General features: G+C 38.3%; 16 protein-coding genes and 1 pseudogene. 8 read left to right on the top strand and 9 right to left on the bottom strand.

The features are described 5' to 3' along the window. Positions 1-56 precede the first annotated feature (56 nt). The 6 genes and pseudogenes from AAHB15_RS10795 to AAHB15_RS10820 form a co-directional block, all read right to left on the bottom strand. Positions 57-1,097 carry a hypothetical protein gene (locus AAHB15_RS10795; protein WP_342042368.1) on the bottom strand — a complete coding sequence of 347 codons (1,041 nt, stop codon included), beginning with the start codon at positions 1,095-1,097 and terminating at the stop codon, positions 57-59. After that, a pseudogene (locus AAHB15_RS10800) lies at positions 1,084-1,494 on the bottom strand (hypothetical protein); the annotation flags it as partial. The pseudogene AAHB15_RS10800 and the gene AAHB15_RS10795, both read right to left, overlap by 14 nt. 11 nt (positions 1,495-1,505) lie before the next feature. Beyond that, complete coding sequence (locus AAHB15_RS10805) at positions 1,506-2,144, bottom strand: hypothetical protein (protein ID WP_335574439.1); 639 nt, start codon at positions 2,142-2,144, stop codon at positions 1,506-1,508. 64 nt (positions 2,145-2,208) lie between these two features. Next, on the bottom strand, positions 2,209-4,560 hold the full coding sequence (locus tag AAHB15_RS10810; protein ID WP_342042369.1) for a hypothetical protein: 2,352 nt from the start codon (positions 4,558-4,560) through the stop codon (positions 2,209-2,211). A gap of 84 nt (positions 4,561-4,644) precedes the next feature. Then, positions 4,645-8,037 (bottom strand): tubulin-like doman-containing protein, encoded by a 3,393-nt coding sequence (locus tag AAHB15_RS10815; RefSeq protein ID WP_342042370.1) that lies wholly within the window; start codon positions 8,035-8,037, stop codon positions 4,645-4,647. Between the two features lie 40 nt (positions 8,038-8,077). Further along, the gene (locus AAHB15_RS10820; RefSeq protein ID WP_342042371.1) at positions 8,078-9,859 is read right to left on the bottom strand and encodes a vWA domain-containing protein; all 1,782 of its coding nucleotides are present in this window, start codon (positions 9,857-9,859) and stop codon (positions 8,078-8,080) included. A 177-nt stretch (positions 9,860-10,036) separates the two neighbouring features. Between AAHB15_RS10820 and AAHB15_RS10825 the strand changes: the two genes are divergently transcribed. Both AAHB15_RS10825 and AAHB15_RS10830 read left to right on the top strand, forming a co-directional pair. Further along, positions 10,037-10,186 carry a hypothetical protein gene (locus tag AAHB15_RS10825; protein WP_186446545.1) on the top strand — a complete coding sequence of 50 codons (150 nt, stop codon included), beginning with the start codon at positions 10,037-10,039 and terminating at the stop codon, positions 10,184-10,186. After that, positions 10,179-11,126, top strand: coding sequence for a hypothetical protein (locus tag AAHB15_RS10830; RefSeq protein ID WP_342042372.1), 948 nt, complete (start codon positions 10,179-10,181; stop codon positions 11,124-11,126). The genes AAHB15_RS10825 and AAHB15_RS10830 overlap by 8 nt, the downstream gene beginning before the upstream one ends. A 41-nt stretch (positions 11,127-11,167) precedes the next feature. On the opposite strand, the gene AAHB15_RS10835 is transcribed toward AAHB15_RS10830, so the two are convergent. Next, positions 11,168-11,476 (bottom strand): DUF4359 domain-containing protein, encoded by a 309-nt coding sequence (locus AAHB15_RS10835; RefSeq protein WP_335574444.1) that lies wholly within the window; start codon positions 11,474-11,476, stop codon positions 11,168-11,170. Positions 11,477-11,801: 325 nt separating this feature from the next. On the opposite strand from AAHB15_RS10835, the gene AAHB15_RS10840 reads away from it, so the two are divergent. Next, positions 11,802-12,719: a CPBP family intramembrane glutamic endopeptidase gene (locus AAHB15_RS10840; protein ID WP_335574445.1), complete on the top strand. Its 918-nt coding sequence runs from the start codon at positions 11,802-11,804 to the stop codon at positions 12,717-12,719. Positions 12,720-12,814: 95 nt separating this feature from the next. Here AAHB15_RS10840 and AAHB15_RS10845 read toward each other — a convergent pair whose 3' ends face one another. Next, positions 12,815-13,207, bottom strand: a complete 393-nt coding sequence (locus AAHB15_RS10845) for a GtrA family protein (protein ID WP_335574446.1) — start codon at positions 13,205-13,207, stop codon at positions 12,815-12,817. A 131-nt stretch (positions 13,208-13,338) separates the two neighbouring features. Here AAHB15_RS10845 and AAHB15_RS10850 point away from each other — a divergent pair, with 131 nt between their 5' ends. Beyond that, a complete protein-coding gene (locus tag AAHB15_RS10850) occupies positions 13,339-14,049 on the top strand; it encodes a peptidoglycan recognition protein family protein (RefSeq protein WP_335574447.1) in 711 nt (236 codons plus the stop codon). Between the two features lie 266 nt (positions 14,050-14,315). Continuing rightward, positions 14,316-16,886 (top strand): SH3 domain-containing protein, encoded by a 2,571-nt coding sequence (locus tag AAHB15_RS10855; RefSeq protein ID WP_342042373.1) that lies wholly within the window; start codon positions 14,316-14,318, stop codon positions 16,884-16,886. A 111-nt stretch (positions 16,887-16,997) separates the two neighbouring features. On the opposite strand, the gene AAHB15_RS10860 is transcribed toward AAHB15_RS10855, so the two are convergent. Next, positions 16,998-18,074, bottom strand: a complete 1,077-nt coding sequence (locus tag AAHB15_RS10860) for a glycosyltransferase (RefSeq protein ID WP_342042374.1) — start codon at positions 18,072-18,074, stop codon at positions 16,998-17,000. An 836-nt stretch (positions 18,075-18,910) separates the two neighbouring features. On the opposite strand from AAHB15_RS10860, the gene AAHB15_RS10865 reads away from it, so the two are divergent. From AAHB15_RS10865 to AAHB15_RS10875, 3 genes are read left to right on the top strand one after another with little or no spacing between them, the layout of a single operon-like run. Further along, positions 18,911-19,264: a hypothetical protein gene (locus AAHB15_RS10865; RefSeq protein WP_335574450.1), complete on the top strand. Its 354-nt coding sequence runs from the start codon at positions 18,911-18,913 to the stop codon at positions 19,262-19,264. Positions 19,265-19,293: 29 nt separating this feature from the next. Continuing rightward, entirely contained in the window at positions 19,294-20,661 is a 1,368-nt protein-coding gene (locus AAHB15_RS10870) for an O-antigen ligase family protein (protein ID WP_342042375.1), read from the top strand. A gap of 13 nt (positions 20,662-20,674) precedes the next feature. Beyond that, the gene (locus AAHB15_RS10875) at positions 20,675-21,634 is read left to right on the top strand and encodes a hypothetical protein (RefSeq protein WP_335574452.1); all 960 of its coding nucleotides are present in this window, start codon (positions 20,675-20,677) and stop codon (positions 21,632-21,634) included. The last annotated feature ends 24 nt before the right edge of the window (positions 21,635-21,658 follow it).

Consider the following 21,658-nt stretch of genomic DNA (forward strand, 5'->3'; position numbering starts at 1 on the left):
ACGGAAAAGGACAGCTAAATGTAGCTGCCCTTTTTTGTCTATTAAAAAAAAAGTCCTTAAAAGTTAATTCCATTCTTTTTTAGGAACCTAACAAGTGGATTGGCGGTGTCTTTCTCTACTTCTTTTATTAAAAGTTTAAATTTATCATCATTAACATCTTGCAGTTCTTTACGCCATTTTTTATCCTTCCAAATCGAATTTGGATGAGTCATAAAATAGATTTTCAAGGATTTTCTATAGAGTAAATCCGTTGCAACAAGGTGGGCATTCTCTTTTATAATCGAACACATGGTGTTCTCGTTATAATGGTCAATTAGAAAATCTAATAACTTAGGGTAATCAACGCTATCATCACTGGTTTCAAAGGCAACAAAAAATAACTGTATTGGTATAGGTGATGATAATTCACAAAGTATTCTCTGAAGTGTCTTGTTAAGCTGTTCACGCCCATTCTTAGTTAAGAGCTTGATAAATTGTGAAGCCGATTCTGTTGGGAAGTTCAGTAGTTTGGAAAGAACTTTGAGAATTAGAAGATGATCCCGTGTGGTTTCACCCTTCACTTTTATCAAAAGTTCATTTGAAATAATCTCCCCCAAACACGCTATTTCCTCCAATTTAATATCATTTATACGCAGGTTAAGGTAAAGGTTTAATAAGTACTCATAGTCTGGCTCCTCACTGATGGTGCAGACTAATGACTCATAAGTAAGCCTATCACGTTCAATGATCTTCCAAAGCTCAAGATAAAGCGGGTCTTTTTGATAAAAACGGAGTGTCTCTAGTAAAAATGAACATACCTCATCAAACCTCACTAGACTGTTTACTGACACAACAGACTCTGTATAAAAACGTGCCATTGACCAATCATCATCCATCTTTTCATTATCCAAAATCCTCAAAAACAGTTCCACTAATTCTGATTTTTCCTCACTTTTTAACTGCAGGTATTTAACCAGATTATTTAAAAATCGAAGTTTATCATTTAAATAAAGATCGAAATCACCATTTTTCCATGTTAGATATAAACCAGTTAACTGATTGTAACTTGTTAAAGAATGTTTTTCCTCCTCAGCTAAACCGGCAGGTTGCACCCACAATCGAGACGATATTGCTTGGATATTTTCCGGCCGTGATAGGCAAATCGTAATGGCAAGCCGGGCAAAGGCGGTTTCTAGTTACCACCGAGTATTTATCAGAAACCCCCATCAGAACGTTATTGGAATAGATCTTATGTTCATCAGCGATTCTCGAAGGATCTATAATCGCCTCAAGTTCGTCAATCGGTGCAAGTCCAAATTTGGCACGGTAATCGTTCAAACGTTCATCCTCCTGGAGTGCCATTTCCTCATCGTCGTCACGATAATGGGCCGCCCTGAAAACCACCTCTTCATGGTGGAATTTAAAAAAACAGTAAGGGCAGACGATATCGTAAAAAGGTAGTCTTTCCTTTAATGGTGGTTTAGTTTCAAAGAGTCGTCTTAATAGTGAGAACATGGGTGGACCCCCTATTCAGGTATCAGCTCGAAGGGTTGAGTAGCATCTTTTCTTTTAGTTAGAAAAATTCCAACAAACTCATGTTTATTTATTTCAATTTCTGGGAGGATGGTTTTTCCGGGAACAATGTCCCGGAAAAATGGATAGATGGTTCCATCCTCCAATGAGAGGGGAACGGCGCCGATTTTTTTTACATAAACAAGCTGCTCTTTACTGACTGGCAGCTCGGTATTAATTATCATCTTTACTTTTTTACGAGTTTGGAAGAGTTTCTGTCTATAGGTGATTGAAAAATAAATATTTGCCCTTGATCCGTTGATATAAATATGATTTTGGTCATTATCCTGTCGAAAGACAATCAGATGACCGTCTACTTTTTTCCCAGGGAAAATCCGGAGAGTAATCCTCCCCAGTGTTTCTAGGTTAAATAAGAGCCCTTGGTTGGCTTTATATTCCTCACGGGTGTAGAGCTTTAAATCATGTGGTTCGAATTCATTTAGGGATTCACCCTGGTCTGCAGGAGTTTGATGAATATAGACAAAATCAATTTCACTTGGCCAGTACCATTGTACGTGCACCTTCGTATCGATTATTGATTTTTTGATATCCCTTATTTCATCATCAGGGGAAGGAATCGGTTCCCAGTTCACCACACATCACCCCTAGTTCTATTTCTTTGAAGTGCTCAGTCGAAGCGCTCCAGTCCATACGCCGCTAAACGGACGCTTCCGCTTTGGAGTGGAATTCATAACCATTATCCGTATATATTTTGTAATATCGCTCACCATTGCGATAAAACATAAGGTCTTTTAATGTGAATCCTCCCATGAGGGTAAGCTTTTCAATCCCGCTTGTTTTCTTTTCATGGACACAGCCCACCTTCCATTGGCGTGTGTCATGTTCTTTTTCTAAAGCAAACTGCATGAACTGACTGTAAAAGTCGCCAAAAAAATACTTTTCTTCATAACGGTTCACTTGGGTGTAGTTGAACACTTCAATGTGAATCGACGAACTTTCGTCCAATCGAAGATATAATTTTTTAAACAATTCCTCTTTAGAGAGAATCTCCCTGTTTTCATAATCGGTAATCACATTGGCTCTTTCTAGCAATTCATCTTCAAAGGTACGGTGGAATTCTTCCTGGGATAATATCTCCCGGTCGCAAACAACCAACAGTCGCTCCAAAAGAACTTCAGGTTGATCGTCTTCCAGATAACCATAGAGGTTTTTAAAAAAACGTTCATTCAAAAAGAAATGGGGCCCTCGTTTTTCCTTTAACTTTGCTGTAATCAGCTGAATCACTCTTGAGTAATATTGGGCAATATTCTTGTCTAAATCATCATCGGAATCAAATAAACTATCCGCCGCGGTCTTTTTCAGGAAGGTATCCACCTTGTTCATCAGTCGGATCTTTGGCTGCAATGAGCGGTGCAGTCCCTTGAGCACCGTTCGGTATTGATTTAAAATCGCCAGTTTCACTTTAAGCCTTAACAGTTCGTATTTGGTCCCATATACTTCGTTGAAAAAGTATTCTACAAAACTGGTCAGGTTTTTCTTGGCTGAAAAAGGTAGATAGCTTTTATTAAAATCACAACGATCCACGATTTGCTGATAAGTTAGTTCCAGATGTTCTTCAAGCTTTAACTGTTCCTGTTTTGTTTCTTGGACAAGCTTGCTAATCGCATTCAATACATTTGACTCAGAGTGAACGTTGTCCGCTGTCCAACTATAAGCACAATAGATTCCGTACTGTTCATGATTGATCACATTTTCATAAAAGCACCATTCAATTTGCTCCCTTAGGTCTAAAATCCCTAAAAATTCACGGACGGGTTCTTCGAAGTTCTGGTAAAAGAAAGTTTCCGTACCACCTTCGTAAAGAAACTCTTCTGTCTCGTTCAGTGACATTTTCCTTACGGCCTTATAGGAATTGCTAACTCTCATTAATCCAAGCATGTCATAAAGCCGGTCAGCTGGAGGAAGGAAGTGCTCATAATATTTTTGAAAAGAAGACTCAGATAAATCAAAGAGCTGAAGGATTTTCTCCCTGGGTTGCTTGCTTTGTCTTTTTAGGGTTTCTAATAAATCTTGGAAAAAGTGACTCGCAGCATTAAGAACAATCGCTTTATTGGGCCGTGTCACCTTAGCAAATCCGGCTGATGCATAAACAGGATCCCTTGCATTCCCCTTCATCGCGCGCTTAAAAGATTGGTGAGAATAACTATTCATTTTTTCATGATGCTCGGTCCATATTTTGCGATTCTTCAACAGGTTTAGATGACTGATTAATTCATAGTTTTGTTGAACGGCTTCCTCCTTAATCAGACCATTTTCATTTTTATCGCTCAATAAATAGACCACTTCAAAGAGCGGGGATGGGGGATGGCAAATGGGCAATCTTAAATGGTCCTCTGTCAGCTGAAGGTCCTTTTCGAAATGATAATCATTCTGTTGATAATGATCTAACTCTTTTAGGAAGCTGATCCCAAGTGATGTGGTGAAGGCAAAGTTCTCACCATCCTGTTTTTCCATTAACAGCCCGAATAAATCCACCTCCACGATTCGGAACGATTCCTGAAGGATGCTTTTGAGAAGAAGGGTGAATTCTTGGATCAGGATATTTGCTGGGTCATGAACGGCAGTTACCACACAAAGGTTTACTTTTTGGAGCGAAGAAAAGGACCTTCCATATTCGGCAAGCTTTGATGTAAGCTTCCGAAAGATTTTATTGAGTTCAATCAGCATCGTTTCATCCTGGTAAAAGGTCTCTACCAGCTCTTTCCGTTGTGATTGGCGATCGAAGCCATTATTCGCCAGCTGGAGTGAAAACAGATTATCAGCAAGGATGGTTTCAGTTTGATAGGCATGAAAGTATAAGATTCCGTTACTGTTATGCCATTTTTCCTTGTTCAACTTTTTGATAGCTAATAGGGCATCCTTAACAAGGTCGCCTAAAAATAAAAAAACAATCGGATAGTTGACACTGCGCTGCACATTTTCGGATTGACTTATTTTTTCAAGTTGAATGGCGAAGGAATCGGCATATTTTTGTAATAGGTCTTGCACAAGTGTATACCTCCTTAAAAAACATGAAATGAGGCGGGCCACATACATTGAAATGCGTGTGGCCTTCTATTGGCCTCTAGGTTCTTATGATCTTAGCTGTCTAAGCATCTCCTGCACCTTGATCATCATCTCTTTATAGAAGCTGTACACTTCCTCGCCATTAACCAAATCCTTGTATTCATAATCAAGGGCTTCCTTTTCTTTTTGAAAGGTGTCTGCCATTTGTTCTAAGGCGAAGATTAACTGTGCCGCGCTTTCTTGTAGGATTAACTCATGGCTCTTCTGCTCCGATTTTTTTTCAAGCTGTGCTTTTTGCTTTGAGGTTAATGCCTTCAATGCTTGAAAGATTTCATAGTCGACGAATTTCGTGGTTTTTGTTAGATTAACCAGCGGCTCCCACGCGTCTTCCTCCACTCCATGATCATAAACGTAAAGGGCTCCTCTTTTTTTTATCGTATGGGTGTAAATGGCCTGAATATACAGGTTTTTAAGTCTCTCATTCTCTTTTTGCAGGGAGATGAATTGTTCAATTTCCGTTATCATTTCTTGAATAAATTGATATTTTCGAACCTCTCGTTTCAATTTTTCAATCAACCTAGGGGACCGGATCACATTTTCTTTGGCCATTTCTAAGTTGGTGCTTCCGAAAATATCACAGCTGCCTTCAGGATCCATGCCACCTGCGGACCATTCCTTCAGCTGTCTGAGCATTTGATGTAAGTTTCCAAGACTGGCTCTATCCAGCTTGTTTAGGTCTATCTCATACTTGGCGAAAAAGGCTCGTCTGTTTAACTCTTTGGTAAAATGGCACCGGTATTTGGCGCTGGTATTCCGTTCGTCCTCTTTCACCGTGATACAGCCGAATTCCAACGCTTGATCGAAAAGGGCCCGTACTCCGGCATTATATTCTTTCACCCGCGGGTTTTGGTACGTATCTCCCCAGGATTTTTCCGGGATAGGTGAGGGGAGGTAGAGCCAGTTTTCCTTTTCTGTCTGCACTAGGTGCCGGCCCACTCCTTCTTTTTCTAAGATCGTCTTTTCATAGGATGCCTCGTAAATTTTTAAAGGCGAGTAGGCAAACAGGGGAATCCCGTTTTTTGTATTTAACCAGAAAATTCGATTTCTTAGCTCGCTTTCTTTAATGGTGAAGCGGGAATGGCTTAACGAGTGCTTTTCAAAATTTTTAATCCCGTTATAAATATGGGGAGCTTTTACTGGTACGCTCACAAAACCCCATTGCGGGAAGTGGAGCTGGCCGTTGCTATTGGCAAGGTGGAATACTGGCAGGGCGTCGCGGTCCAAACGGGCAGCGATCTTTTCTTCAATAATTTTATCGATTGGTTTATCCTCGCCGTACTTCAGACGCAGGAAGTCTTCCATCGATTTCGTAATCAAATCTCCGAACTGATCGGTGAGAAACTCAGACACGGTGCCAACCACATCGACATCTTGTTCTTTGATCCAATAGGCTGATTTTTCAAGGAGCATTTCCGACCATTTCTGCAGCAGTAATTCGCCATCCTTCGAATCAAACATCCGCTGAATCTCTGGGGAGGTATCAGGAATACTGACCAAATGCCAATAATAGGTTAGGGGGGTATCCTGATTGATCTCCTCTTTTTCTATTAAAATACCGGCATTTTTTTCAAAGATATTTTTCAAGGTTAGTAAGATTTCTTGATAGACTTCATAAATTTTGTTGTTCTGGTTGTAAAGAAGCTGGTACAGTTCCTCATAAAATTCAATCATTTCTTCGAGTCTTGCCTTTTCTGCCCAAGCAGAGAATTCGTTTAATTTTGCTTCGATATAGGCGTTCTTCTTGCGATCTTTGGTGAGGAATGCACTCCTTGCCTCCTCGAGCTTGGTATAAGCGTAATCTTGTTCCGATTGAATGGCACGCGGCACGTGTTCCAATCGGTCACGCAATCGCTCGATATATCCCTTTAAGGTTTTTAACAGACAGAAACTGTCATTGGAGTAGATTAACCTAGATGCATAGATGGGACCCTTTTCTGGACTAAGAAAGATTCGCTCCATTTGGCGCCGGAACTCCTCGAGGCTCTCACCTGGCAGCTGCTTTTTGCATTTCCGGTACTGTTCTTTCGCCTTTACTAAATATTCTCTCTCCAGTTCTTCATCAAGATTAATCACCGCTGATTTAATGACGTTGTTATAGGAAAAACGTTCGCTGTGCTCGTACCCTGAAAGGGGCTCAGGGACACGCTCATTGAACCGCTGATGAATGGAGTCAGGGTCAATACGCAGTTTCTCCGCAAGCCTCTCTACATCCGTTTGGTCCGGTTCCGCTTCAAACATCTTCTTCATTTTTTCAAATAGTTTAAAGCCGATATAAGTGGTCATTTCTTCCACTGGAATTTCAGCCATCGAGGCACCGATAATATTGTATTGATAGTTGGCGGCATAAGGCTTTGGCATTTGGGCGATATTGGTGCGGATATTGCTGATATAGTCATGGATGGCAAATTCCTCGCTCGATTTCTTATCCTCATTGGCCATGAAGTTGGTAATATTTTCAGCGGTGACATTCATGCAGTAATCATAGGCATTTTCCAGCCATTTCCCTTCCAGATTCGTTCCTGAGATGAAATGGCAAAGATTAAATGGCGGCATCGGAGAGTTGACGTCTAAGATGCTGCCATATTGCATTTTGAAACGTTCATTTCGTTCGTCGCAATTCATCCAGTAATCGAGTTCTTTTAGGGCAGCATAGCCATTTTTCTCGATATACTCGACCGTATGGGAGCTTAAGCCGCGTTTGGACAGATTCACATCCGGCATGAACAGATACCCAAGCATGCTGACTTTATCGATACCGGTCGGACCAAATTTTCGCTCCATGATTCCGCGCGTGATGTAGGCAATATCAAGAAAACATCCACTGCCGGTGCCTCCGGAAACACCGGTCAAAATGAAAACATATAGCCGCTTATTTGTCCCTTCGAGAACCGACTCAATTTTTCGTTCCATCGTTTGTACCACTTGGTTGATTTTTGTAAACAGCAGCAGCCGGCCGGCCTGGCGGACACCGGAGGCACCGCTGATACCATCTGTGATCGATAATTCCGGTGACAGCCACTCTTTGATGCACGGCTCGAGTGTGCTGCGGTTTTGGAGCAGGCCGCCGATCTCAGGGTTAGAAAGGAGGACGAACTCCTTATTTGGATCGAGACCAATCCTTTTGTATGTTTTGTTGCGGTCATATTCATTGGTTTCAAAGGCCAGGAACTCAATATTGTTGGGTTTTTCCTTTTTCTTCTTGGATAAAGGATCCTGCGGCAGCTTAAAGCGGCGGTTCACCTGGTATTTAAGCCTGAGCAAGGCATCAATCCCTGTTCCGCCAAGACCGATGACAAGCATGGGATTCTCGATCGTATCGACACGGATCTTCTCCGAAATAATCCCTCCGCCTAACGAAACATCCAACTGCTGAATATGTTCTCTTACACTAGCTTTCATTATTATTCCTCCCTCGGTGTTAGAAACGGTGCCTGTCACCTTATGAAATATACTCAATGTAGATAGATTTATTGACTTTCTTTGGTATGATGCGCAGACGGTCGTTTCGTTTGATCGTGAGGCCTTTTTGGGCACTGAGGGCCCGACCGTTTTTTTCTATGCTGCAATTAGAGTAATTGATAAGTAACAAAGAGTCATTTGCGAGTGGTTTGAATATAAGCTTGTCGGTTTCCGCAAACTCCGGTGCCAGGGATAAAAGTTGATGGAGACGGAATTTCCCCTTAAAGGCTTTCAACTTTTTATATTGCGGGCTGATCCGTTCACCCGTTTCTTCATCCTTGACTTCAATGACCATCTGTCCGCTGAACCTGCGGTTTCTGCTCTTTAATTTGGACCAAAGCAGGGAAGCGAGCGCAGCCAGTAAGATGACACCCGCGGCAGCCCCGCCGATCGGAAGCCAGGGGAAGGATTTGCCGCCATCGTCAGTCGCGTTGCCCGGTTTCTCGTTTACAGGGGCAGCGGGTGCTGTTTTCAACGTAATTTTCTGTGGGATCGTCTGACGGAAAAAGCTGCTATCTTCTGCTTTCACCATCACTTCATAGGCAGAAGCGCTGCCAAGCTTAAACTTACCAGAAAATCCACCATTGCCAGGTTCTAACGAAAACTCCTCTGTTTTTCCCTTATCGAGGTCCCTGACAAACAGTGTACCTTTCATCGAGTGATAAAAAGATTTATCCTTAAGGGCCGTGCTGTTGTCCTCAAAGAAGGCCCGAACTTGAACCGTGTCACCAGCTTTGTAGCTCTCCTTGGCAAAAGCAGCTAATTTCAACTGTAAATCATAGTTAAAAATAAGATTGATATCGATTTTATCCTGTGGGACGCCCTTTACCCTCAATGTCCAATCCCCCTGAACGGGCTTCAGCAGCTTGACCATCGAGTAGGTTCTTGATTTCGTTAGCACGACCTGATCAGATGGAATCTCCACCACTTTTCCGGAAGGGTTAATCAGCTGAATCTCAACAGGCTGATCAGACATAAGGGAGATATTTGCTTCCCGAACGTTTTCATTTGGCACGGTAATCTTGATATCCTGATACGCGCCAGTCCCGATTAGTTGTGAAACTGGGACAATCTTTAACTTAAAATGCCGGGCAAAGATTTCACTCAGGATCTTAGGAAGCTGCTCCGCTGAAGTGGCCTCAAAAAATTTCCCATTTGTGCTATCCGCCACATGCCTCAGAACTTCCTTATTGAGCTTTCCATCCGCGTTTAAGCCAATCGTATAAATGGGGTAGCCCTTTGCTTTTGCCTGCCTGACTGCGGATTGGAGGTCTTGATTTGCCTGAGAAATTGTTTTGGACTTTCGCGGATTCAGTTCGTTATTTCCGTCCGCAAGCAGAACAATCAATGGGGTGAAATTCTCTTCATGGCTGGACCCCAGCATCTTTTCAGCCTCAGAAACCCCGGTGGATAAGTCTGTGTAGGTGTATTTCTCAAGTGAATCGATGAACGACTTCAATTCATTTTTATCTTGTTCCGAGCCGATTTTTTCGAGCGCTTTCTCTCGCATCACCTCGTCCGAGTAGGCAACGACCCCAATTTTATCTCCTTCAAGCGATGACATATCGATAAACATCTTCATCGCTTCCTTACTGATATTATTCGGATCGCTGTCTTTCATGGAATTACTGACGTCCACAACAAGCATTCCTTCCATTCGTGAGGTGGAATGTAACGGACTTGCCGCGCGTACATTAAGATAACTAATGCTGCAGAAAATAACCGCCAGTATGATGAAACTACTAATTGTCTTTCTAAACATGTGGTGCCACCTCCATTAGCAGTATCTCTTTCTAAAAGTGAATAACCTCCAAGCCCATCCCAATTGTTGTCATTATATTCCCTAGCAGTACTCCCTAGAATGATAAAGTTAGTCCTTTAGAAAGATGCCTAATAGAGAATTGCCCAGGTTTTTATTGTTGAAGAAGGGGGAGAACCCATGTATGGGTTGATTTTTACCAGCATCCTAGTTTTCATTCTGATTTATAAAACCTATAAATTACGAAAAAATAAACGCAGCAATGGAAGTTTCGAAGATCTTGACGAGGAATTGGAGATTATGCTGACAGAGGGTGATACCTTTGGCTAAACGGAATGGAAAGCCTACTAAGAATGAAAACTATCAGTTTCAAAAACTAAAAATGTGTAAGAAATGTCAACGTTATTCGGTACTTAAGGACCCGATTTGTCCGGTTTGCGGCAAGTACTATAAAAAAGTCGACCAGCTTGTTAGAAAGAGTGTGATGAAACGCTTCATTTTAGAAGCCATCTGGATTCTCACCGTAACCGGCCTGGCGGTCCTATTCGCCCCAACGGCGCAAATCATGTACTACTTGGCTGGCGGGGCGATGTTTTGTATTAGCTATATCATCGTAACGTCCATCTTTTTAAAAAGTGAATATCATTATCAATTGAAAAAACGGCTTAGGAAGGATTTACGGAAAATTCAGGCGGGAATTCGGTTTGACAGTAACCTTGCAAAAGAAGCTGAGAGTGAGGGACAGTTAGAGGCGGAATATGAAAAACTTTGTGAAATAGGTGACTTCGTTTATAGCGATGAAGTGAAAATAAGGCAGGTAATCGTGTTAAACAAGTTACCATTAAGAAGTGGCGTTGAACCCGAGCTTGAAAGGTTGATTCCGTCGTCATATGACAAAAATTTTGTGAAATATGCACTCAAGGTATTAAAAAAAAAACGAGCCCGGTTCACTAAGAGGTGTATCACTTACTTTATCCGCAATCGTGAGAAGATCATGAGTGATTTTGGAGAAGATGCACTGATTGCCATAGCGGATACGGCCTTACGAATGAAGCTCTATATCCTCGAATTCTCTTCCTTTATTGAAGAGTTCCTTCCGGATTTGCCAAAAGAGCGGATCCAGAGGCTTTGCAGCATCATCCATGCAAACCCTGACCTGGACTGGGGCAGTCTTAAAGTCCGCACCATCGAACTGATTGGGCGGAAATATCGAAATGACCCGGACTTTAAGAGGTTCTTAGTTAACGAGAGGATCATTAGCCGTTCATAAAAAAAGGCCGTTTGGGTTTTAGCCCATTCGGTCCTTTGATTTCATTGTTCTTTTTCAAGACTGGAAAGCGGAATAAACTCATTAAATATCCCAAGCGTCGTCATCTTACCCATTCCGACATCTGAAAAGTCTGTCTTGTAGATGGAAAAAACAACATAATCGGATTTTGTAGTCCCGGCATCAAAGATAGACTTTCCTGCAATGGAGAGGATTCCCCTTTTAAGCAGGTTCGACGACTGATCCATTGTTTTGTGATTAACCCAGTCAATATATTCCGATCGCCCTGGATTTGTTGCAGACAATACATAGATGATAACAACCAATAGAATTAAAGAAATAAAACGCCTCATTTCATAACCTCCCATCACTAGTAATGGACATTTAGCTTGTACATTCTTATGTACCGCAAACCAAAAAAATCACCAAGTACAAATAATAATGGAAACAACATTGTAATGATATTTGTCTGCCGATATGCTAAATTATTACTATTATCATCTATTAATAGATTCAGTAAACATGTGTTTAAAAACAATAATTATTTAAGGAGACAAAATGGAGAAGAGAACCTGGAAATGGCTCTTAGGCTGTTTGCTATTCCTGCTATTATTAAATGGATTCGGAATATTAGCAGTAACGATTTTAAAATAAGCAATAAGGCAGGGAATGACGCGGATGACAACAAACTTAACCAAACCGATTTCAATCAAGTTACTCTTTGCCATGCTGGTTGTAACCATAGGGGCTGAAGTGCTCCTTTATTTAACCCGGTTCAGCTATTTGGCGGGCACTTTTTATGATGCGATGATGGTATCTTCCTTTTTTGTCGGTCTAAAACTGCACCCGCGGATTAGCAGTTCAGAACGGTTCCGATTAACAAAACGACAGCATGTCCTAAAGTTTACCGGGGCCTTCATAGTCTTTTTTATCGGAAGCACGATCATTAACATCTATTCATCCAACACTTTCAACGATTTTAACGCAGATTATGATCAATACGTTCAAGATTATACCGACATGCAGATGGACGTTGTTGAACAAAAACCAACAGCAGATGATTCAGAGAAAAAGGCCGAACCCGTTTCCACCTTTTTTGAAAAAGTAGATGACATTGGCGCAGATTTATATACGGATGCACTCGCAGGGTTAGAGGAGGTTTGGCGCCTTGCCTATATCATCCTCCTGCTGGTCGTATGTAAAAAGCTCTTTCCAAACAGATGGGCAAGCGGGAAAAGAGATCTTTTTCTGATGATGACCTTATTTCTCACTTCTATCTTATTCGGGATCGACCACACATTAGATTCCGTTGAACCATGGGGAGTGAAGATAGGAGCCATTGTTACCTTTGCGAATATGGGCTTATTATTCGGATTGATCCTATTGTGGACGCGGAGCCTTTGGGTGACGGTCCTCGTTCATTCCCTTTACGATATAACGGCGACGCTTTCGTGGTACTATCTTGATTCCGCTGTGGAACTAATGGCCTTGGCCGTGTTAATTGTCCATGTCTTTCTCCTAACATTAGAAAAATTAAACCGAAAACGCGCGCTGCATCAGCTGGAAACGGTTGAAGGGGTGCAGGCGGCCGAATAGCAAAAGAGGTTCTGCTTTTAGTGCGGAACCTCTTTTAATATGTATAGATTTTCGCAAATTATTAATTAAAAATACCCATATTTTTTCAAAAAGATTTAGTTCACTTGTTTCTGGTTGTTCATTTTAGATTCAAACGTCCATTTTTTATTTAAAATAAAATTGATTCCCATTCCTAGCGCAGTTGCCACTAATTGTGAAAGATACTGATTGAATCCCCATTTATGAACAAATAAGAAGAGACATAAGGTATTGAAACTGAGCACAACTAAATTGACAATCACAAATTTAGCAAAAACAGAAAGATGGTTTTCCTTATTTTTAAACACCCACTTCTTATTCCAATAATAGCTATTTACTAACCCAATTAGATACGAAATGATATTTGCGACAATGTAGTGCATGCCTAATTTTACAAACAAAATATAACAGCCGATTGAAATCAACGTATTCACGACCCCGACAAGGCCAAACTTTAGTAACTTTTCCATACTAGCCCTTCAATCTTTTTAATATGATTACTTCCATACTAATGATTTGTGAAAAGAAATGCAAAAAGTAACAATAGCCCTGTCCAAATCATGGGGTTTTGCATAAATATAGATGAAAGGAGTGGATATGTATGAACATTATTCAACGGTTTATTCCTGCATCTAATACAGACACACGTCCGGGTATCAAAATGGTCCCTAAATACATCACCATTCATGAAACAGATAATCCAAACCCAGGTGCAGATGCCGAAGCACATGCAAGACTCCAGGAACGGGGGAATGACCGTTCGGCCTCCTGGCATCTTCAAATTGATGACCATGAAGCAATCCAATCCATCCCATTTAATGAGGTAGCTTGGGCTGCCGGAGATGGAAGAAGTGGGACAGGCAATACCTCATCCATCCATATTGAAATTTGTGTAAACAGTGATGGCGATTTTAAAAAGGCCGTAGCAAATGCTGCGGAAGTAACGAATCAGTTGATGAAGACCTATCATATTCCCATTGCAAATGTTGTCCAACACAACCATTGGAGCGGGAAAAACTGCCCTATATACCTTCGGAACGGAGGAAAGGCGATGGACTGGTATGACTTTATACAGTTGGTAGGTAGTGGCATTAATCATAAACATACACAGAAAAGTGTGTCTTTTCCTGGTCATTTAATATTAAGAGGATCCACAGGGAAAGATGTCGAGCTAATTCAGAGAGTGGTTCATATAACCGTTGATGGCATTTTTGGCCCTAAGACAGAAGCAGCGGTGAGAGCCTATCAAAAATTTCATGGATTAATAGTTGATGGGATTGTAGGATCAAAAACATGGGGAGTAATGTTTTAATAATGAAAATTTATCTAAAATTACTATATTAACAGGTAATAAAATTTATATTAATATATTAATAGGTAAATATACCTATTTTCCTCTTTTTGCAACAAATTGTGACATAAATCTATTTAAAAAACAGTCGTAATACGAGATAATAAACTAAATTTCGAAATATTTTCCAATATTTCATAAAAATTTATAAAAAGGAAGTGGATTATTTGAGGGAAATGGGGAAAGTGATGGTCCTATCGACCGGTTTGTTGCTAGGGAGCGGTGCGATGATTCCCTATGCATCTAATAGTTTAGGGCACGTTTATGCTGATAGTATCATAAAAACTACTTACCAGACAACAACGAATCTAAATTTACGTTCAGGAGCAGGGACAAACTTTAAAACTATTACTACGATTCCAAAAGGGAAAATTCTTACTTCGTCAGAGAAGAAAGGATCTTGGTACAAAGTTACATATACATACACGATCAATAAAAAAAATGTTAGCACAACGGGTTGGGTAACTGGGAGTTACTTAAAGGAATACTATATTTATAGTAATACAAGTGGAACTTATTATTTTACGAATAAAACAGTTAGTTTATATTCTACACCTGATAAAAAGAAAAAAGCAATATCCACTCTTGCTACAGGAAACGGTTTATTATCTACTCAAAAAGTTGTAAACAGCATTGGACAAACTTGGTATCGAGTTACCTATAATGGTAAGTCCTTGTATGTCATAAGTAGTGACGTTACCGCAGCTTCTGTTAAATCCTTTGCTAAAATCAATTATCAGCTAATAAGGAATTCTTATTTGTACTCTTCATATGGAAATGCTTATACGAAATTGAAGGGGATTCCAAAAGATGCGATTATCTCCTCTGCAAAGACCATTGGAAATTGGTATGAAGTAACTTACCAAGGTAAAACAGGATATGTGCCAGGATCTGATCTTAAAGCAGCTCAGCAAAGTAGTGGAAATACAGCTGTATCAACAACTCTAGTTAAAACTTCCTACCAAACAACAACCAATCTGAATTTGCGTTCAGGAGCAGGAACAAACTATAAAACTATTACAACGATTCCTAAGGGAAAAATTCTTACCTCCTCAGAGAAAAATGGATCTTGGTACAAGGTTTCATATACTTACACAAGCAATGGTAAAAATGTTACCGTAGCAGGTTGGTTAAGCGGGGATTATTTAAAGGAATACTATATATATAGTAATACAAGTGAAACTTACTATTTTACGAATAAAAATGTGAGTTTATACCCTACTCCGGATAGAAAGAATAAAGCCTTTACCATTCTTGCAACAGGAAATGGTCTATTGTCTACTCAAAAAGTAGTGAATAGCATTGGAGAAACTTGGTATCAGGTATCCTATAATGGGGAAAATTTGTATGTGATAAATAGTGATGTCTCGGCTGGTGCTGTTAAATCCTTTACTACAACCAATTATCAGTTAATAGGCAATTCATATTTATACGCATCATTTGGAGATGCTTATCCGAAATTGATAGATCTTCCTAAAGATACAATGATCTCCTCAGCAAAGACCATTGGAAATTGGTATGAAGTAACCTATCAAGGTAAAACCGGTTATGTACAAGGAAGCGTTCTAAAATCTGCTCCACAAAGTATCGAAAATCCATTGGTATCAACAGAGAAAACATATTTAGTTACAGGTGATTTAAATTTAAGGCAATCAGGTGATCCTTCATCCTCTATTCTTGGTGTCATTCCAAACGGAACCACAGTGACATCTGCGGAGAATACTAGTGATGGATGGTTTAAAATAACATATAACGGTGAAACGGGATATGTCTCTGGGACTTACTTAAAAGAATATGTGAAAACAGACGATTATAAGTTTATTGATTTACGAACCACTTCTCCTGTAACTGCTAGTCAGATTAATACATACATCGCTGCGAATGTAAATGGCCGGCCAAGTGTGTTACTGAATAAAGGTCAAGCATTTATTGATGCAGGGAAAAATTTTGGTGTAAATGCGTTATACCTGGCAGCTCACGCTATCCATGAAAGTGGTTTTGGAACCTCCAACATTTCCTTAGGAAAAATGAACTTATTTGGTTATGGGGCTTTTGATTCTACTCCTTTTGTAGGAGCTTATCGTTTTGCAACAATTGAGGATTGTATAAACTATATTGCTCAAAAAATAAAATCGGATTATCTAAATCCGAAAGGTACACATTTTGAGGGAGCTTTCCTTGGTTATCGGACTAATGGATCTGATGGTACTAGAGATGCAAGTAAAAGTATCGGTATGAATTATTGGTATGCATCTGATCCGAATTGGGCTAATGCTATAGCACAACATATGCAAAAGATGTTACCTTATGACAAAAATTATTATGCAAATGCAGTCATTAACACCACCATTCCTGGTCTTCCTGGAATTCCAGTAGGAAGCGACATATTTCCTAATAATATCCAAGCGGTGGCAAAAGTAGATTTATTCGCTAATACTATTAAAGCAGGATCAACTTTTATTATTCTTGAAAAAACAAATGAATATAAATTAAAGGTGCAAATTAATGGTGCTGACTATTGGACAAGTAATATAGACTTTTCTAGCTACCAAAAGTACTTTAGTGTCCTGAATTTGGGTAGAGTTTCAAACGCTAGCACTGTAAATGTTCGTTCTACTCCGGAAATTACAGCAAATAATATTATTGGTAATGTAGATCTTAACAATTATATTCAGTTGATTTTGGATGAGAATAAAAAACCTACCATGGACTCGACTCAAAATTGGTATAAAATAGAACTTTCCAATGGAAAAGATGGTTGGATTAGTTCACAGTATGTGGTTAGGGAACTTCAATAAATAAAAATTTTGTATACAACTACAATTTTTTATTTAATGTAAAATATTTTACAATGAAGATAAAAAAATAATAATGATTATAAAAAAAAAGAGGGATCTCCTCTTTTTTTTTTATAATAACCTTTTTATTAGTTGATCGTACTTCTGGATCGCTTTCTCACTTGTGAAATCAAAGGCTCTATTACGAAGTTTAGAGCCATCTTTTTCTGCTTCCAGAATAGATTGCTCAATTGCTTTGGCAAGTTGTTTTGCATCACCTACAGGAGTTAGTTGACCATATTCACCATTACACAGTATCTCATCTGGTCCGCTTGGGCAATTAGTAGAAACAATCGGTGTCTTACTATAGAGAGATTCAATTAATACAGTTGGTAAACCCTCGGTTACAGAAGATAGTACAAAGAGATCTGCTGCTTTAAGATAACCTAAAGGATTCTTTTTGAAACCTGGGAGTGATACATCCTCCATAATGTTCAATTTGTTTATTAAGTCTTGAAGTTTATCCCTTTCAGGGCCTTCACCAATAATCATTAATTTTACTGGAAGATGTTGGCGGACCATGTGAAATGCGGCTATAAGAGTTGTATAATCCTTTTCAGGAGATAGCCTGCCAATAGAAACAATTAGTTTATAACCTTCAGGTTTCTCATATGCTTTTGTTTGCTGATAGTTTAGAATGAATTCTTCATTAATTACAGGATTATGAATGACAGTAATCTTATCGTTAGAAATATTAGTAATTTCGCTAATATTTTCGCCTACTCCGTTTGAAACGGCAACTATTGCATCTGCTTTAGGGTATGTTACTTTCATTAAAAATTGCAGCAGACCTGTACGTTCAAAGAACATCCCATGACCTGCGACAATAATTTTTGTCTTTGTTCGTGAGAGGAATTTAGCAATCAAAACATTAGTATTAATATAATGTTTAGCAGAAAAGAAAATATCCGGTTTGTGTTGTTTAAAGTATGTAACTAATTTAAAAACACTTTCGGAGGATCGATTTACATTAAGTTCCTGTATGTTAAAATCCTTTTCAACCTCTGAAAGGAATGCCCCTTGTTTTTTAAAAACAACAAAATCAACATCATACCCCTTGCTTTTTAAGCCATAAGCAAGGTTAATAGTTACTTTCTCAACCCCTCCTTCATCAAAGGAAGGAAGAAGAAATACCAATTTACTTTTCACTTATATCACCCTATTTCATTATCTTACGCATTACTCTATTTCAAAAATTTTAGGAAGCCTTTTGCCGAGATTAGAAAATACTAGGTGTTTTCACTAACTAAATACTCCTTTTGCATTTCTGCCTTCTTTAATTGGTTGCATAAATTGATAATAAATTAATAGCTTCTTGTATCCTTTTCTGCCTATTTTCTAAAGCTTTCTTTACCTTGCTATCCTGGGTATTACAAGTGAGCCTTCTCTGACACTATAATAATAATAATAATAATATGCTTCTGATAATAAAAACGCAATTGCTCCGTTCAGAAGATATTTTTTTATTATTATGATGGCATTAACATATTTTATGAACTTTTATTTTGCCTGCATAACTACTATTGTTATGGCAGTTTATTTCTTATGCAAGCTTTTTTTATACAATAAGGAATAATTGGAAAATAAAAAAAACTATTGGATTTTAGTAGCTTATATATTATTGGATTTTTACACAACACCGAACAGAAGAGATAGTAAGCAATCTAAAGGGAAAAGATACTAATTGTGTGTTATTCGGGTTTTCTGTGCATTTTTTGTTTTCATAAACCAAACAATAATATTAATGCATCCTCTAACTCCAGATGAATAGGTGAAATTCTGAATTTAGTGGGAAATTTAATATGTATATTTATTATTATGGAGAAATTTATCAAAATTTGTTAAGCTGTATTTTGGGTATTTAAAAGAGCATTGAGCTTGAAAAGGAAAATGACCGTCTGATTCTTGATTCTTTAGGTTATACATAAATCTTTTGAACCCCAATTTATTTTGTTTATATTTGAAGGGATAAAAGGAGTACAACAATGAAAAAAATGTTTTTTTTTCTCGGGTTAAGTGCAATCTTGATTTTGTCAGCATGCGGTAGAGAACCTTTAAAGTCTAGGAATTTAATTGAAGCAGACCAATACATACGAAATAACATAAATGATATGAGTTGGTCACAATTTCAACTTCTTTTAAATTCAAATAATGATGTTTCAGAAAAAGATTTTAAAGTCCTTAAAAAAATCATTTCCTCAAACGAAAGAACGTCTTATGTCGAGGTGGATCATCTGTTATATCGTTTTAATGATAAGCAGAAATTAATGTATATGACTGAATGGGCCAAGAGGGGTTCTGTTTTTTATTTAAAAGATATTAAGTATGTCAATCGATAATCCGAGTTATTTCAAAAAGGAGCTTTTTCATGGGAAACAACAGTATTTTTGAGCGTCGCGAGACTTTCATTCAGACAAGCATCATTTGGGTCTTTGGGATCTATCTATTTTTCATCCAATTCACAACATCCTATCTGTTTATTCATATGTTACCTATTCCAACTCCTGCATTATTATCACTTGGAATAAGTTTCCTCATTCTTGTTTATTATTTTTATTTAGTGAAAGGGAAGGGACAAACAGCAGAGTATTCTGATCGGTCTTTAAAGAAGTTTGTTTTTCTTTTCCTTCTTGCAATTGTCTTATCTATTTTTTCAGCTATCTATACATTGAATGTCATTAAAAGTGTAGAATATGTTTCATATGTAAAGGGTTCCATGTTAACAAGAACCATTTATTATGCAACCTTTTTAATTATGCTTTATTACGGATATAAGATTTTCTCTCGTATGGAGGAAAGAAGGATCGTAAACTTAATCAAAGTTTATCCTTTGTCCATTTTCATATTAGTTCTAGTGGGAATATGGCAGCTCTTATATTTCTCCATTGATATTCCGTTTCTTGATATTACCACGCGCTCTTATATCCATAGTGTAACGGGGACAAGCTTTTTCAATTTCCGTTTAACCTCTTTTGCGGATGAACCAAGCTATCTAGGTCCTTTCCTAATCGATATGCTCATCTTGGGTTATTTAGCCTTTAAGAAAAAGTGGATGTATGTCCTATTATTGGTTATTCCAACCATGGTGGTCTTGATTTTCTCTTTTTCAGTCAGCGGTTATTTTAATTTAATGTTATTGGTAGGCTTTCTTTTTCTATATCTGATCTTTCATCCGAAGGTTCCTAAGAAATATTTGTGGGCCATCGTCATTCTCGCTGTCGTCGTCCTTGTTGGAGTAATACTGTTAAAACCCGGGCTTTTTGAGAAGTTTTTCAGTCCGATCTTAGGAAGAATGCCAAACCTTTTTAATCCGCAGTCATCAACTAGAATTTATATGTATATCATGCCTTTTTATTGGTTATTCGATCATTCTTTGATTTCAGCTATATTCGGGTATGGTCCGGGCTCTTATGAATTTTTACATTTCACTAAGATCTCACCCAGTAAGGTAAGCCTTGCAACATCATCTAATAATATGTATATTGATTTATTTTTTGAAAATGGGATTGCCGGTGTTTGTATTGTAATATTTGCCCTTTTAAGTATCCTGTTTGTTTTACTTAAAAAGGGAAGGAAAAATAAATATTACTTTATCGCACTTATCGAATTTGTTCATTTGCTTGTGACATCCTCCTATCGTGCTGATTTTGTAACACCAAGATATTGGGCTGTTCTTTTAATTGTATTTTTACTAATGAGGCTTGGAGAAGGAAAAGAAAAAGAAAAACAGCAGTAATGGAGTGGAAAACTTGAAATTTAAAAGCATGTCATTAATCGTCATTTGTATGTCCATCTTTTTATCTGCATGCAGTATAAAATTAAAGACAAAGGAAGTGGAAAGTACTAAGTACACTTCCATTGGTAATGAGTTGTCCGTGTTCGGCTTTGGTATTGGTGAGAATATCCATAATATTGAAGGTATCATCAATACTCCTGCCGAGGAAAAGGGACCGCTTTATTCATTTCCGGACAAAAAGCTTACTGTCTATGTAGATCATCAAATATCTCAATATATTATTACAACGAATTCGAAGTTTCGATTGTTAAAAAAAATAACGATTGGTACCACCAAAGAACGAGTTTTAGCTAAATTAAAAGATATTGGTGTATACGAATATAAACCAAAAGATCAACAGATGTCTTTTGTCTTTTTTCAAATGAACGATCAGAAAGTGGTTCTTCAAGTAAACAATGATAAAGTTGAAGAAATAATGATTGGAAATAAATTAGTTCCGTATGAACAGATGGTAACCAATATTCCTGTGGAGCAGGACCAAGTTCAAGATGCAGATGATCAATTTATTGCCCAATCCAATCTATTAACTTTTTCAGTGAATTTTACTAAGAATAATCATAAAGTATTATCCAAGGAATTTTTAAATTTTGTTAAAATGGGATTATTGGAGGATGTTCCTGCTCCAATTGGTACGGATAAGAAAGATTTACTATACAAGTATGATCAACCTAACTTTGTATTTAAAGGTAAGGGAGAGGTTGATGTTTACTACTACTATAAACGTTTTAACTCATACATGGGCTTTAATAAAGAAAATAAGATCGTGGAATTACGATTGCCAGTAGATGTTTCTTTTCAGGAGTTGAAAGAGAGAGGGATTCCTGTTGGAGAAAAAGCAACCTACGGGAATTATACTCTGCAGGTAACTGGCAGTAATAATCTGGCAGATGAAATATCAATAAGTAAAAAATAGGGTTGGCCGACGAGGCCAACCCTT

Source organism: Bacillus sp. OTU2372, from assembly GCF_038440275.1.
Lineage (GTDB): Bacteria > Bacillota > Bacilli > Bacillales > Cytobacillaceae > Neobacillus > Neobacillus bataviensis_B.